This window comes from Pararhizobium sp. DWP3-4 (assembly GCF_049898205.1).
GTDB lineage: Bacteria > Pseudomonadota > Alphaproteobacteria > Rhizobiales > Rhizobiaceae > Pararhizobium.
Genome location: NZ_JAFCXF010000001.1, coordinates 651,197 through 665,245, shown reverse-complemented (window position 1 = coordinate 665,245; position 14,049 = coordinate 651,197). Strand labels below are relative to the sequence as shown.

Sequence of the window (14,049 nt, the reverse complement as noted above, 5' to 3'; positions counted from 1 at the left end):
CGTAACCACCAGAGAAATTACTGCCTCCTTTACATCCGTTTCCAGATAACGAAATAAGAGAAGGTCTCATTTCGGAACCATATCTCAAACGGGATGCTTCGGCAACAAACCGGCATCATTTGAACAAAGGAACCATCATGTCCGAAACCCTCCTCGTCACCGGTGCCACCGGTAAGCTCGGCCGCCTCGTCCTCGACGAACTGCTCGCCTCCGGCAAGGTCGCGCCTTCCGATATCATCGCCACCAGCCGCGATACCGAAAAGCTCGCCGATTATGCGGCAAAAGGCGTTCAGACCCGCGCTGCCGATTTTGACGACGCCGCATCGCTGGATGCCGCCTTCAAGGGTGCCGGCCGCATCCTGATTATCTCAACCGATGCCCTCGACGAACCGGGCAAGCGCCTGCGCCAGCATCTCTTAGCCGTTGCCGCCGCCAAGAAGGCCGGTGCCAAGCACATCCTTTACACCTCGATGCCGAACCCGGAGACCTCGGTCATTCCTTTCTCGCCGGACCATCTCGGCACCGAAAATGCGATCAAGGCAACCGGCATCGCCTACACCATCCTGCGCAACGGCTGGTACATGGAAAACCTGTTCATGGCTCTGCCGCATGCGCTGTCCGAAGGCAAATGGTACAGCGCATCCGGACAGGGCAAGCTTGCCCATATTGCCCGCGCCGACATTGCCAAGGCGACGGCGAACGCGCTTGCGTCGGGCTCGACCGAAAGCAAGACCTACACGCTGACCGGCGAAACGAAGCATACGGTCGACGAGGTTGCAGCCCTTGTCGCAAAAGTCACCGGCAAGCCGCTTGAGGTCGTGCATGTCTCCGACGAGCAGCTCGCAGGCGGCCTGAAGGCGGCTGGCCTCCCCGACTTCATCATCCCCGTCGTCGTCTCGTTCGACACCAACACCCGCGAAGGCCATATCGACCTGGTGACGGCCGATGCGGGCACGCTTTCGGGTCAGAAATTGGCCTCGCTCGAAGATTTTTTGGCCGCCAGCAAAGCGGTGCTACTCGGGTAAACGACAAAGGGCTCCGCAAAACGGAGCCCTTCTGCCTGCCTGTCAGATAGAATCAAACATCCTGCCCACAGGCGCGGCAGAAGCGGCGCACGGTTTCCGCCATTCCGTATTCCAGTGCGTCCGCCGTCAGGCCATGGCCGATCGAGACTTCGGTGAGATTGGAAATCCGCGCGGCAAGAGCCGGCAGATTGGCAACCGTCAGGTCGTGGCCGGCATTGACGCCGAGCCCCAAAGTCGCTGCAAGATCGGCGGTCTCGCCCAGTTTCTCCAGCAGCATTGCGCCGCGCGCGGGATCGTCGTAGCAGCCGCCGTAGGGACCGGTGTAAAGCTCGATCCGGTCGGCACCGGTTTCCCTGGCAATCGTCAGTGCCTCGAGGTCCGGATCTGCATCGGCAAACAACGACACTCGAAAACCACTCTTCTTCAAGCGTCCGACGACATTGCCGAGCAGATTGTGGTTCTTGCGGAAATCCCATCCATGATCAGAGGTCGCCTGGGCCGGGTCGTCGGGCACCAGCGTTACCTGTTCGGGCTGATGGCGCTCGACAAGCTGCAGGAATTCCTCGTTCGGAAATCCCTCCATGTTGAATTCAGTCTCAGGATACAGATCGTCGATCAGTGCGCGGATTGGTGCCAGATCGGAAAAACGGATATGCCGCTGGTCGGGCCGCGGGTGCACCGTCAGGCCGCTAGCGCCTGCTTCCAGCGCAATCTGCCCAAGTCCGGTAACCGACGGCCAAGGAAGATCGCGGCGGTTGCGCAGCATCGCGATCGCATTCAGGTTCACGGAGAGTTTCGCAGCCATTTCAGCACCTTCCAAGGATACCGCCGTCGGTATGGCGCCTTTTCTAGCGGTTCGTCAGCCACCCCGCAACAAAACTGCGGCAGAGAAAGCGTCTCCGTTACAATAATCGTACGCAGACCGTTCAACGCCTTTATTTCAGACAAAACTCACGTTAAGAGAATGCAGCACCTGACAAAATGATAAAATTTCGATTTAATAGAGACTCACAGTACAGGCCATGCATCCCGAATGGTGAGCGGCAGTGCTGAAAACCATAGAATCATCCAAGCCGGAACCGATGAACCCTCGTTTTTGCCTCGACACTATCCAATCACCACCCGCTCCTGGAAAGGAAGCGCTGATCTCGATGGTGTTTTCGGGGATGACGCAGTAATGGCGCAGCATGAGAGACCGGACGACCAGGCAATCCGTCAATCGCTTGACGGTGTGCTGTCGAGCGCTCTTTTTTCGCGCTCCGAGCGGCTGCGTGCCTTTCTGAAATATGTCGTCGACAAGGAGATGGAGGGCACGGGGCACCAGCTGAAGGGCTATACGATCGGCATCGACGTGTTCGATCGCCCCCAGGCCTTCAATGCCGATAGCGATCCCCTGGTCCGCGTCCACGCAGGCAAATTGCGCAAGTTGCTGGCTGCCTATTATGCCGGCGAAGGCGAACACGACGCCTGGCGCATCGACATTCCGAAGGGCACCTATGTGCCCGAGTATACGCGCCAACGGCTCTCATCGCACCAGACGGAAGCCCGGCGCGCGCCTGCACCGCCGCGCCGGTCCGGAAAACGGCGTTTTTCCTGGTTGCCTGCCCCCCTGTCCTCGCCGCTTGCTGTCCTGTCGGTGCTGCCGCTTTTGATTTTCGTTCCGTTGTCGTCACCGGCGCTGAGCGTCAACATTCCCGCGCAATCGGGCCTGCATGGTGCAGTGCTGGAGCGCAAGTTCGCCGATGACCTGCCGAAGATAACGGTGCGTTCTCAGTGGCCGCGCAGCGGAACAGCCGGACGTTTTGCCGACGCGTTTCGCAATGCCGCGTCACATTACCGGACGATCGCACCGGTGCCTGGTGCCGTTCTGTGGCAACGGCCCAAACGATCGGTAACCAATCCACTGGCTTTCACGGTTTCCATCCTGCCACAGAAATCACCCGCAGGTCTTCGCGTGCTGATCAAGAATGATGCGTCGTCGGACATTGTCTACGACCAGTTCCTCGATGGCGCGCAGTTGGCGAGCGAAGCCGACATTCTTTACGAGAGCCTGGCGCTTGCGGCCAAGGTTCTGGCTTCGGACGGCAATATTTTCCGCTATGCCAGCGAGGCTAAGATCGACAGTCCGCTGATGGAATGCATGGTACTGACCGATAGGTATCGCCACCAACAGACCCGCGAGGCTTTCCAGGATGCCAAGTCCTGCCAGGAAAAACTGTCGATCAGTCATCAGCGCAAGCTGAAATTCGTGATCAACGCCGGCGCACTGCCCCTGACCCTTATTCGCTAGGTCGAGCAACGCCTTCAGGCGCCGGAACAAAACTGTCACAAATCACCTTGAAAAATAGTATTTGTGAGCAGCAAAACCACCGAAACCTTTGAAAAACATTAGATTCCATCCCTAAAGTTACTAGCTGTTCATCGCCGACGTGCGCGTGTATTCTAATTGTGCAAGTGGGAGAAAGCTTGGTCGCTCATCAGGCAAGCACGATGGTTGCGAGTATCCTTCCCGCCGGGATGGCGTGCATGACATTGAAGAGCAGCCCAAGGAGACACGCGCCGCATCTCGATGCGCCAAAGGCGGATGCCGTCTCCAGGATATGTTCTCCCGCCAACTGACCAGCGGGGTTATGTCAAAGAATGCCAGAACAGGGAAAAGCACATCCTTCTCCACCCGGTAGCCGGCAATCGTCCGGTTTTCTCCCCCATCTGCCCTTGCCGGGCACCATAGCGGACAATCATGTCGGCATCGCCGATATGGCGGATGCCTTCGGCGTCACCCACCGCACGCTGCATTTCTATGAGGAAAAAGGGCTACTCTCGGCCGACAGAATGGGGCCGATGCGGGTCTATGGACTGGAAGACATCCGCCGCATGACCGTCATCAATGCCTGCCGCGAGATCGACATGCCGATCGCGACGATCCAGGACCTGATGTCAGCCCTCGGCACCGCGACCAGCCAACACGATGCAGCGCAGATTTTCGAGGATGCGTTGCATGCGCGAAAACGGGAACTCGCGGCCCAGCAGTCCATCCTGCGGCGCCAGATGCAGCGGATCAGCGAACTCCTGGAATCGGCTGCCGACGGCGACAACCCCGAGCGCACCGCTCTGCCGCCGATCCATCTTTCCCCGATCGAGACGAAGTGCCTTGTGTTCATGGCCGAAGGTTACCCCGCAAACCGGATCGCCACGATGATGGATATGGACCTGACGGCCGTCCTGACGCTGGAATCCGACATCATCCGCAAATTCAACGGCCACAACCGCTTCCAGGCGGTCGCTAAAGCTGTGCTGTTGGGATTTGTCTCCGCCGAATAGGCGTCAGCGCACGATCGTCAGCGTCTCGGCCGCGCGCGTGATCGCGGTATAAAGCCAGCGCTCGCGGGTATCGCGAAACGCCCAGCTCTCATCGAACAGAACCACATTGTTCCATTGCGAGCCCTGAGCCTTGTGCACCGTCAGGGCGTAGCCATAGTCGAACTCGTCGTAGCGCTTGCGCGTCGACCAGGGAATTTCCCCTTCCACGTCTTCAAAGGCGGTTTTCAGCAGCTTGATCTTGGCCGCACCCCGGTCCATGTCGTCGTCTTCCGGGCGGATCATCAGGTTGATGCCGGGCTTCACCGTTTCCTTGGACGAGGTCATCACCTGCCAGAGCGAGCCGTTGAGCAGGCCCTTGGCCGGATCGTTGCGCAGGCAGACGAGCTTGTCGCCAGACTGCGGGTATTCGGTGGTAAAGCCCTTCAGTTCGCGCAGGCGGGTATTGTAGCGGCGGCGCGTCTTGTTGGTGCCGACCAGCACCTGATCGGCTCCGAGCACCAAGTCCTGCGTCACCTCGTTCTTGGAGATGATCCTGGCCGTCGAACCATAGTCGCCGTGCATGATCTCCTTGCCTTCACGCACATGCATGGCAAGCTGGATGATCGGATTGTCACGCGCCTGACGGTGAATGTCCGTCAAAAGGTAATCCGGCTCCTCATTGGTGAAATAACCGCCGCCCGAGACCGGCGGAAGCTGGCCCGGATCGCCCAGCACCAGGATCGGCGTGCCAAAGCTCATCAGGTCGCGGCCGAGCGCCTCATCGACCATCGAGCATTCGTCGATGATGATCAGCGCCGCCTTGGCAACTGGCGACTGCCTGTTGATCGAAAACATCGGGGCGATCGAGGTCTTGCCTGTCTCTTCGTCCGACACCTCTTCTTCGCCGCGCGGCCGGTAGATCAGCGAATGAATGGTCCGGGCGTTTTTGGCGCCCTTAGAGCGCAACACCTGCGCCGCCTTGCCGGTGAAGGCGGCAAACAGAACCTCGCCCTCGACATTTTCGGCGAAATGCCGGGCAAGCGTCGTCTTTCCGGTCCCCGCATAGCCAAACAGCCGGAATAGCGGCGAACGCCCTTCCTTCAACCAGCGCGAAACGGCCTTGAGGGCCTCATCCTGTTGCGGTGCGAATTCCATGTTTGTTCTATTGCCCGATTCGGGGCTGCCTGTCGCGTCCTGCAGCGCTGATCGATGGCCTGCGCTCGCGCCGTCCGCATCACATTTTCGCTCGCAAGTGCCGGAGATAGCAAGAAACTGCCACACCGTTCGCGTATCGCAGGCCTACAACCCGTGATAATAATCTCTCCGCCCGCCTCCCGAGCGCCTGCCTCTTCTGCAATTCGAAAGTGCCCAACGTGACGCCTGAACCTTCCGAAGACCCGTCCGCTCCCGTGGCCTCGGGCATCGGCCGCTGGTCTGCCCCGATACAATGGGGTTTTCTCCTCCTCATCTCGGCAATCCTTGCCGGCGGGCTCGAACTCACCGGCATTCCGGCAGCCCTTTTGATGGGACCGATGGTGGCCGGCGCCATCGTCGGCATGAATGGCGGCACCATCCGGCTGCCACGACCGGCTTTCCTCTGCGCCCAAGCGCTGATCGGCACGATGATCGCCGAAACCATCCGCCCCGGTATTCTAACCACCTTCTTTTCAAACTGGCCGCTGTTCCTCGCCATCGTGCTGTCGGTCATCGCCATGAGCACGCTCAGCGGTTTCGTCATCAGCAAGCTCAACATCCTGCCCGGCACGACGGCGATCTGGGGCTCTTCGGCAGGGGCTGCCACCTCGATGCTGGTGATGGCCGACGCCTATGGCGCCGATGTCAGGCTGGTTGCCTTCATGCAATATCTGCGCGTCGTTTTCGTGGCCGCCGCCGCCTCGCTCGTTGCGCGATACTGGGCCGGGATCGATGGATCCGGACCTGAAATCATCTGGTTCGGGCCGATCCACCTTGTGCCGTTCCTTGAGACCCTCCTACTTGCGCTTGTGGGCGGCTGTCTCGGCAAATGGCTGCGCATCCCCGCCGGCGTCTTTCTGGTGCCGTTTCTGCTCGGCTCGGCGCTCAGCGTCAGTGGCATGCTGGTCATCGAAATCCCCGAATGGCTGCTGGCGCTGAGCTATGCCATGCTCGGCTGGAATATCGGCCTTGGCTTTACCCGCCCGATCCTTGCCCATGCCCGCCGCGCGCTGGTGCCAACAGTCATTTCGATTCTCGTGCTGATCGGCTTTTCCGGACTGCTTGCCTATATCCTCGTACACGCCGCCGGCATCGATCCACTGACTGCCTATCTTGCCACCAGCCCCGGCGGCATGGATTCGATCGCCATCATCGCCGCCTCCAGCAATGTCGACGTGCCCTTCGTGATGGCGCTGCAGACGGCACGGTTGCTGATGATCATGGCCATCGGCCCATCGCTTGCCCGCTTCGTCGCCTCAAAAGCGATACCGCCGCGATAAGTTTTTGCGCGAACCGGGAATAAGAAGCGCCCCTCATCTGTCTTACGTTCGAACCGGCTGAAACAACGGTTCGATTGGACACTTCCAGAGAGGACACATCCCATGAGATTTCTTCCGCTCGTTACCGCATTCTCCCTGATATCCGCCGCTTCCGCTTTCGCCGCCCCCGCAGTCCAGACGGTCGAGACCGACAAGGGTAAGGTTGTCGCCGCCGAAAACGGCATGACGCTCTACACCTATAAGAAGGATGAAAAGGGCGAATCCTACTGCTATGATAAATGCGCCACCAACTGGCCGCCTTATCTTGGCGATGCATCCGCCAAGGCCGACGGCGACTATACGCTGGTCGAGCGCAAGGATGGCAAGAAGCAATGGGCTCTCAAGGGCATGCCGCTCTACTTCTGGGTCAAGGACGCGAAAAAGGGCGACGCCACCGGTGACGGTGTAGGAAAGGTCTGGGATGCCGCACGCCCCTGATCAGGACGCTCGCGTGAAGGGGGGACATCCCCCTTCCGCGGATACGTTCGAAAACCAGATCCTGTCGCTGGTGCCCTCCCTGCGGCGCTACTCGCGCAGCCTGGCCAAATCCGACAGCGACGGCGAAGACCTTCTGCAGGACTGCGTCGAAAAAGTGCTGGTGCGCCGCGGCCAATGGCGCGGCGTCAACCTGCGCGCGTGGGCGTTCACCATCATGACCAATCTCTATCGCGACCGGCACCGTCGCTTTGCCCAGCATCCGTCGGTGGAGCTCAACGATACACTCGGCTTGACGGCCGAAGACGTTTCGGGCGACCCGTTGGAAAAGACCCGGCTCCAAAAGGCGCTGAATGCGTTGAGCCCGGATCACCGCTCGGTGCTGATGCTCGTCGTTATCGAGGGCTACGGCTATCAGGATGTCGCCGACATGCTGGCGATCCCGATCGGCACCGTCATGTCCCGCCTGTCGCGCGCGCGCCGTCAAATGGCAGCGCATCTTGCCGAAAACAACATCGTGGCACTCCGGAGACCGAAATGACAGACGACCACAAACCGGTCACCGAGGTTGATCTGCATGCCTATGTCGATGGCTTTCTCGATGAGGAACGCCGAGGCGAGGTCGAACTCTGGCTGAGTGGCCATCCAGAGGAAGAAACCGAGGTCCGCCAATGGCAGACACAGGCGGCTGAACTGAAAGCCGCATTCTCAGGCTATGCACAAGCGAACGAAAGCGACCGTACGCTGTTGAACGCTCGAAGAGAAACGGCCGCAACATCACCGACCCCCTGGTGGCGCAGGGCCGCCCTCATCGCCGCTTCGTTCACACTCTTCCTGTCGGGCGCAGCGGCAGGTGTCTATGGCGAGAGACTGTTGACTAGCCAAGTGACGATCGAAACTGCTGCCGCACTCGACAGCCTGCCAGCTCAATCGAAGACGGCGTTTCTTGTCTATGCCAGCGAAAAACGCCACCCCGTCGAGGTCGGGGCCGATCAGGAGGACCACCTGGTTACCTGGCTCGGCAAGCGCCTGGATTACAAGCTGGTTGCCCCGGACCTCAAAGGCCTCGGATTTACTCTGGTCGGCGGCCGGCTCCTGCCGGTCAACGGCAAGGCAGGCGCGATGCTGATGTATCAGGATACGGCCGGCCAGCGGCTGACCGTTCTTCTCGGCAAAAACCCGGAGAACGCCGAAACCAGTTTCCGCTTCGAATCCGCTGGCTCTCTCGAAACTTTCTACTGGATCGACGGCAGCATAGGCTACGCCGTCACCGGCGAAGTCAGCCGCGCCAGGCTGCAGCAAATCGCCGAGGAATGTTACCGGCAATTCGAGACCTGACACGCTTTCAAAGAAAGGGCAGGCTGCAAAAACGGCCTGCCTTTCGTCAAGACATCGGCAGATTCAGCGTTGCGGGTCGTTTTCCAAAAGGATCGGCTTTCCGTGCGGTGTCGCTTCTGCGGCCCTGTGCCAGCTTTGCGTCAGCTGATCGAGATGGTCCGGCGAGGTGATCGACAGTTCGGTCACGAGGCGTGACAGCGCTGCCACCCAGCAATCGAAATAATCGCTCGCATCGGCCCGCCGGTGGGGCTTGTACAATTCATGCGACAGCGCCTCGGCCCATTCGCTCCAGGAAAACACGCCTTTTTCATGCAGTCGGACGGTCATGGCAAAGGCCTCCGCCTGCCAGGGCTCGGCAAAAACCGGGTCGCCTTCCTGCGATTTCGGTAAGCCCGGAGATCCGCTAAGCGACGATTCAAACGTGTTCAAGGTAACTCTCCCAGGCATCGATCGACACGGTCAGCGTCGGGTCTGCGCCCTCGCCCCAAATTTCTTCCCCGTCGAAGACCACGGTGTAAACCCATTGCGGGTTCTCACCCTTGCCGTGGGCATTGTCGTCGGGAAACACGAACGAGCCCTGCACGGCCTCGACAGAACCATGCTTGGCACGGGCATAGCGGGGTAGCCGCGTATGGGTCTGCGGATTGAAGTTTTTCGTGCGCACCCGATCACCGGCCGCAAAACGCGGAGCGTCCGTCGCGGGCCTGTCGCACGGCCCGCCCTTGGCCAAAACACCCGGCACCATGTCCGCCGTCAGAATGCGTTTCGGCTCCCTGCCCTTATCCAGCATCTGTCCCGCAGCCAGTTCGGCGGCCGAGACGAAACCGTGCCGTTTCAACAGGGCCTCCAGACCGCGCATCCAGATTTCGTAATAGCTGGCAGAAAGATAGGTGGCAGGCGCCAGGCTTTCGCGGGCATGCCGGCTTTCATCGATCGTCCAGGCGCCGAAAGCACCGCAGGAAAGCGTCAGGCCGAGCGCCCGTTTTTCCCATTCGGCATGGAAATACGGCTCGTTCTTTTCCGGCGCCACCGGTCCCATGCCATGCTGTCCGCCCAGATCCTGCGCGCCGTTCATCGTGCCTCTCCAGCCGGTTTTGCCAGGCCCGTGCCGATCATCGCATCGCGCGTGACGAGATCGGCAAGCGCTTCCTGGTTAAGACCATCGGTGCCATCGGGCCGCTCCGGGATGACGATATAGCGAAGCTCTGCCGTCGAATCCCAAACGCGGATTTTCTTGGTAGCGTCCAGCGTTACACCGAATTCCTCCAGCACCCCGCGCGGATCGATCACCGCGCGCGAACGATAGGGCGGCGTCTTGTACCAGACCGGCGGCAGGCCGAGCACGGACCACGGATAGCAGGAGCACAGCGTGCAGACGACGAGATTGTGGGTCTCCGGCGTGTTGAACACCGCGCGCATATGCTCGCCCTGCCGCCCGGTATAGCCAAGGCTCCCAATCGCCGCCGTCGCATCGCTGCGCAGCCAGTCGGCAAAGTCCGGCTCGCTCCAGGCCTTGGCGACGACACGGGCGCCGTTGCGCGGCCCGATCTTCGTTTCATAGGTCTCGACGATGGCATCGATCGCCGCCGGATCGATCAGCCCCTTCTGGGTCAGCACGGTTTCAAGCGCCTTCACCCGCGCCTGCATGGCGGAAAAATGGTTGTCGTGGTGATCGTGGTCATGGTGATCGTGCATGCTACCCTCGAATATCGCGGTCTGGTTTCTCAGTTCGTTGCGGCCGGCGGCAGGCCGCTGCCCATGTCCCCGCGCAACAGATTTTGGAAGGCTACGGGGTCGAGCCCTCCCGGCTGACCGAACGGATTGGAAAAAGCGAAAATGAAGAAGAGCACGACGCCGGAATAGGCGCCGAAAATCGATAGCAGAAACAGATGCGTCCGGTTCGGACGATAGACGTAGAACGGGATGGAAAGAAGGCAGAGCCCGATCACCGCCGGTGCCCAGAACATGCCTTCGAAACCGCCCGCCGCCGTCTGCTCGCGAATCTCGCGAAAGCGTGCAATCGCCGCTGCCCGGTCGCGCATCCTGTTGCTGAGAAAGCGTTGACGATCGGTTTGCGGCTCCAGATCGAGTAGGTGTTCATAAACATCGTTCCAAAGCGCCCAGGCCTTCGGCGAGAGGCCTTGGCCGCGTCCGAGCAAGTCCCATTCCTCGCCGACAACGGTTGAAACGTAATTCGCCAGCCCTTTTTGGACCGGAGCAACCACCGGGCCGCCGTAGCGGCCGGCATCATTGAACACATCCGATATCGCCACCGCTTCTTCCATCAGGTTGTTGCGAATACCCTTGTAGTCGCCGAGCGCCTGCGCGTAGACCAGCGCCAGGATCAAACCATGCAAGGCGGCAATCCGTACCGCAATGGTCGCCGCCGCGTCATGGGTCCGGTCGCTTTCCACTCCAGGGTTGAGACATTTTCGCGCCGCAAAATAGCTGCCGAAGACAATCACAAGCGCGCCGGCCACGAAGGCAAGTCCGTCAATGATCAAGACAACCAGACCCGGCATGCTCGCCTCCCATCCCGCCGTGAAACCGGCCGCGCTAGCGCAGCATCGGCCAAAGACTGAGAACGAGCAAGACCGCCATGGTGATATTGAACCATTTGAGCCGCACCGGTTTGGACAGCCATTGCCTGAGCGCCGACCCGAAACCCGCCCAGGTCGAGACACTGGGCACATTGACGATCGCAAAGATGGCACCGACGATAAGGACGCTGGTGATATAGCTCTGTTCAGTCGTGTAGGTCGCCATGGCCGTCACAGCCATCACCCAGGCTTTCGGATTGATCCACTGGAATGCCGCCGCCTGCAGGAAGGTCATCGGCACCGCTCCCGCCTTGCCTTCCGACAAGGTCCGCGATGTGCCGATCTTCCAGGCGATCCAGACGAGGTAGGCGCCACCGGCGAATTTCAGCCCGGTGTAGAGCATCGGTACGGAATGCAGCAGCGCGCCGAGGCCGAGGCCGACGGCGACCAGCAGTGAGAGGAAGCCCGCGCCGATACCCAGCATATGCGGGATCGTGCGGACGAAACCGAAATTCACCCCCGATGCGAACAGCATCATGTTGTTCGGCCCCGGCGTGATGGATGTGGTGAACGCAAAAAGAAACAGCGCCAGAAGCGTGTCGGCCTGCATGAAGTCCTCCCGATACTTAGGTCAGGTTAATTGACCTATCTGTGAAGACCACCCGAAACTTGTCAGGGTGACAAGAAGCACTCAGCGTGCATGCGGGGGTACTTCGAGTTCGAGTAATCGGCCGACATAGCTGCGAACGATTGTGACGAAGTCTGCCGGAACGGTTTCGACATACCGAAGAAGTCTTTCGCTTTTGTCGATCGCCCGGATCTGGTCGGCCAGAACCATGCCCACCGTCTTCATGCCCGCCGGCAGGGCCACTTTCGTTGCCCAGGCCTCCATATTGCTTGTGATCGGGCAGACGATTACCCGTCGCGATTTCTCATGCATGAGATTGGACGAAATAATCAGGATTGGCCGAATACCGGACTGTTCGCTCCCCCTTGTCGGGTCGAGATTGGCAAGGTAGATATCGCCAGCGGCTGGAATCTTGTCAGTCATGATCTGAAATGCGTTCGGACCCGACGTCGGGTCCCCAATCGACGGTTTTGGGCTCGTTTTCCCACCCGATACGGTCCATTTCGGCGACCATTTCCGTCAGCGGCGGCGCCAGCAGCAGCCGTTTTTTTTCAATAATGGCCTGACCATCGCGAACAGTCAGATCGACGGTATCGCCATCTGCAAAGCCAAGTTCATCCATAGCTGCCTTCGGCAACCGGATAGCGGAACTGTTACCCCATCTGGAGATTGTGACCTTGGTCATGCCCGTGCCTCAATGATATACTGTGTATATCATGACGCTGACATGCGAACAATGTATCGGTCATTGACACGTGAGAGGTCTGGCATGCAACTCCCCATTCCCACCACATCCCTCCCCTCGGGCACGTCCATCCCCGTGATCGGTCAGGGCACTTGGCACATGGGCGAGCGCAAGGCGAGCGCCGTCGAGGAAGCCAAGTGCCTGCGCCATGGGCTTGATCTCGGCATGACGCTGATCGATACTGCGGAAATGTATGCAGATGGCGGTGCCGAGCGGATTGTCGGCGAAACCATCAAAGGCCGCAGGAACGACGCCTTCGTCGTCAGCAAGGTGCTCCCCACCAATGCCAGCCGCGATGGCACGATCAAGGCCTGCGAAGCCAGCCTGAAGCGGCTCGGCACCGACCATATCGACCTCTATCTCCTGCATTGGCGCGGCCGCTACCGCTTGGCGGAGACGGTCGAAGCCTTCGAGGCTTTGCGCCGATCCGGCAAGATCGGCGCCTGGGGCGTCTCCAATTTCGATGCAGACGATATGGAAGAGCTGCTGGGTGTGCCGGATGGCGGCAACGTCGCCGCCAACCAGGTGCTCTATAATCTCGCCCGCCGCGGCATCGAATACGACCTTTTAAAGGATAGCCAGGCACGCGGCATCCCGCTCATGGCCTATTCGCCGCTCGACGAAGGCCGGCTGATGCGCCACCCCGATCTCATCCATATCGCCAAGGCGCATCAGGCGACCGTCGCCCAGGTCGCCCTCGCTTTCCTGATCCGCAATCCCGGCGTCATCGTCATCCCGAAAACTGCAATGCCGGAACGCGTGCGCGAAAACCGGGCCTCTGTCGAGGTCCAGCTAACAGACGACGACCTCTCGATCCTCGACAAAGCTTTTCCGCCGCCAGGCCGAAAAATGCCGCTTGAGATGATCTGAGATAACTATCTTCATGAAATGAAAAGGGCGCCAATGGCGCCCTTCATCATTCAAATCTACCGCTAACTCACATCCCCTGCGGGCCGCGATTCATCGCTGCGATGCCGGTGCGGCAGACTTCCAGGACGCCGAGCGGCTTTAGGATCGCCACGAACTGGTCGATCTTGGAGGATTTACCGGTGATTTCCAGGATGAAATGCTCGAGCGTGGCGTCGATGACCTTGGCATGGAAGGCGTCGGCGAGGCGCAGCGTTTCGGCGCGGCTTTCGCCTTGGCCGCTGACCTTGACCAGCGCCACTTCGCGCTCGATCGGCCGGTCATGGCCAAGTTCGGCGGCCCGTACCGTCAGGTCGACGACGCGGTGGACCGGAACGATGCGTTCCAGCTGCGCCTTGATCTGCTCCAGCACGTGCGGCGTACCGCGCGTGACGATGGTGATGCGCGACAGGTGCGACTGATGCTCGGTTTCCGAAACCGTCAGGCTTTCGATGTTGTAGCCCCGGCCCGAAAACAGGCCGATGACGCGGGCAAGGACCCCCGGCTCGTTATCGACGAGAACCGAAAGCGTATGGTTTTCCGCCTTCTCGGTTTCCTTGGCGATGAAATAGGCGGAGCCGGTCGGCTGAAGATGTGCGTTCATGATCGTGTCCTTTTC

The 14,049-nt window shown here is 60.0% G+C and carries 18 protein-coding genes; 8 read left to right on the top strand and 10 right to left on the bottom strand.

Going from position 1 to position 14,049, the window contains the following annotated elements:
* The first annotated feature begins 137 nt into the window (after positions 1–137).
* Positions 138–1,025, top strand: coding sequence for an SDR family oxidoreductase (locus ACP7E6_RS03110; RefSeq protein WP_426227797.1), 888 nt, complete (start codon positions 138–140; stop codon positions 1,023–1,025).
* A 52-nt stretch (positions 1,026–1,077) separates the two neighbouring features.
* Here ACP7E6_RS03110 and ACP7E6_RS03105 read toward each other — a convergent pair whose 3' ends face one another.
* Positions 1,078–1,830 (bottom strand): pyridoxine 5'-phosphate synthase, encoded by a 753-nt coding sequence (locus tag ACP7E6_RS03105; protein WP_426227795.1) that lies wholly within the window; start codon positions 1,828–1,830, stop codon positions 1,078–1,080.
* A 372-nt stretch (positions 1,831–2,202) separates the two neighbouring features.
* On the opposite strand from ACP7E6_RS03105, the gene ACP7E6_RS03100 reads away from it, so the two are divergent.
* Both ACP7E6_RS03100 and ACP7E6_RS03095 read left to right on the top strand, forming a co-directional pair.
* On the top strand, positions 2,203–3,315 hold the full coding sequence (locus ACP7E6_RS03100) for a hypothetical protein (protein WP_426227794.1): 1,113 nt from the start codon (positions 2,203–2,205) through the stop codon (positions 3,313–3,315).
* Between the two features lie 350 nt (positions 3,316–3,665).
* The gene (locus ACP7E6_RS03095; RefSeq protein ID WP_426227792.1) at positions 3,666–4,346 is read left to right on the top strand and encodes a MerR family transcriptional regulator; all 681 of its coding nucleotides are present in this window, start codon (positions 3,666–3,668) and stop codon (positions 4,344–4,346) included.
* 3 nt (positions 4,347–4,349) lie between these two features.
* On the opposite strand, the gene ACP7E6_RS03090 is transcribed toward ACP7E6_RS03095, so the two are convergent.
* Positions 4,350–5,480 carry an ATP-dependent DNA helicase gene (locus tag ACP7E6_RS03090; RefSeq protein ID WP_426227790.1) on the bottom strand — a complete coding sequence of 377 codons (1,131 nt, stop codon included), beginning with the start codon at positions 5,478–5,480 and terminating at the stop codon, positions 4,350–4,352.
* A 218-nt stretch (positions 5,481–5,698) separates the two neighbouring features.
* Here ACP7E6_RS03090 and ACP7E6_RS03085 point away from each other — a divergent pair, with 218 nt between their 5' ends.
* From ACP7E6_RS03085 to ACP7E6_RS03070, 4 genes are all read left to right on the top strand, one after another.
* A complete protein-coding gene (locus ACP7E6_RS03085) occupies positions 5,699–6,799 on the top strand; it encodes an AbrB family transcriptional regulator (protein ID WP_426227788.1) in 1,101 nt (366 codons plus the stop codon).
* 102 nt (positions 6,800–6,901) lie between these two features.
* Positions 6,902–7,276, top strand: coding sequence for a COG4315 family predicted lipoprotein (locus ACP7E6_RS03080; RefSeq protein ID WP_426227786.1), 375 nt, complete (start codon positions 6,902–6,904; stop codon positions 7,274–7,276).
* Positions 7,260–7,814: an RNA polymerase sigma factor gene (locus ACP7E6_RS03075; protein ID WP_426227784.1), complete on the top strand. Its 555-nt coding sequence runs from the start codon at positions 7,260–7,262 to the stop codon at positions 7,812–7,814. Before ACP7E6_RS03080 ends, ACP7E6_RS03075 begins: the two co-directional genes overlap by 17 nt.
* Complete coding sequence (locus tag ACP7E6_RS03070; RefSeq protein WP_426227782.1) at positions 7,811–8,611, top strand: anti-sigma factor family protein; 801 nt, start codon at positions 7,811–7,813, stop codon at positions 8,609–8,611. Before ACP7E6_RS03075 ends, ACP7E6_RS03070 begins: the two co-directional genes overlap by 4 nt.
* A 63-nt stretch (positions 8,612–8,674) precedes the next feature.
* Here the strand turns inward: ACP7E6_RS03070 and ACP7E6_RS03065 are convergent, their stop codons facing one another.
* The 7 genes from ACP7E6_RS03065 to ACP7E6_RS03035 all read right to left on the bottom strand — a co-directional run bounded on the left by ACP7E6_RS03065 (position 8,675) and on the right by ACP7E6_RS03035 (position 12,464).
* On the bottom strand, positions 8,675–9,040 hold the full coding sequence (locus tag ACP7E6_RS03065) for a nitrile hydratase accessory protein (RefSeq protein ID WP_426227781.1): 366 nt from the start codon (positions 9,038–9,040) through the stop codon (positions 8,675–8,677).
* On the bottom strand, positions 9,027–9,686 hold the full coding sequence (nthB, locus tag ACP7E6_RS03060) for a nitrile hydratase subunit beta (protein WP_426227779.1): 660 nt from the start codon (positions 9,684–9,686) through the stop codon (positions 9,027–9,029). The genes ACP7E6_RS03065 and nthB overlap by 14 nt, the downstream gene beginning before the upstream one ends.
* Positions 9,683–10,306 (bottom strand): nitrile hydratase subunit alpha, encoded by a 624-nt coding sequence (gene nthA, locus ACP7E6_RS03055; protein WP_426227777.1) that lies wholly within the window; start codon positions 10,304–10,306, stop codon positions 9,683–9,685. Before nthA ends, nthB begins: the two co-directional genes overlap by 4 nt.
* A 29-nt stretch (positions 10,307–10,335) precedes the next feature.
* A complete protein-coding gene (locus ACP7E6_RS03050) occupies positions 10,336–11,133 on the bottom strand; it encodes a hypothetical protein (protein ID WP_426227775.1) in 798 nt (265 codons plus the stop codon).
* Positions 11,134–11,167: 34 nt separating this feature from the next.
* Positions 11,168–11,761, bottom strand: a complete 594-nt coding sequence (locus ACP7E6_RS03045) for a LysE family translocator (RefSeq protein WP_426227773.1) — start codon at positions 11,759–11,761, stop codon at positions 11,168–11,170.
* Between the two features lie 81 nt (positions 11,762–11,842).
* Positions 11,843–12,202 carry a type II toxin-antitoxin system PemK/MazF family toxin gene (locus ACP7E6_RS03040; RefSeq protein ID WP_426227772.1) on the bottom strand — a complete coding sequence of 120 codons (360 nt, stop codon included), beginning with the start codon at positions 12,200–12,202 and terminating at the stop codon, positions 11,843–11,845.
* A complete protein-coding gene (locus ACP7E6_RS03035) occupies positions 12,195–12,464 on the bottom strand; it encodes an AbrB/MazE/SpoVT family DNA-binding domain-containing protein (protein ID WP_426227770.1) in 270 nt (89 codons plus the stop codon). The genes ACP7E6_RS03040 and ACP7E6_RS03035 overlap by 8 nt, the downstream gene beginning before the upstream one ends.
* 84 nt (positions 12,465–12,548) lie before the next feature.
* Between ACP7E6_RS03035 and ACP7E6_RS03030 the strand changes: the two genes are divergently transcribed.
* A complete protein-coding gene (locus ACP7E6_RS03030) occupies positions 12,549–13,394 on the top strand; it encodes an aldo/keto reductase (RefSeq protein WP_426227768.1) in 846 nt (281 codons plus the stop codon).
* Between the two features lie 67 nt (positions 13,395–13,461).
* Here ACP7E6_RS03030 and ilvN read toward each other — a convergent pair whose 3' ends face one another.
* Positions 13,462–14,034, bottom strand: coding sequence for an acetolactate synthase small subunit (ilvN, locus tag ACP7E6_RS03025; RefSeq protein WP_113316728.1), 573 nt, complete (start codon positions 14,032–14,034; stop codon positions 13,462–13,464).
* Positions 14,035–14,049 lie beyond the last annotated feature (15 nt).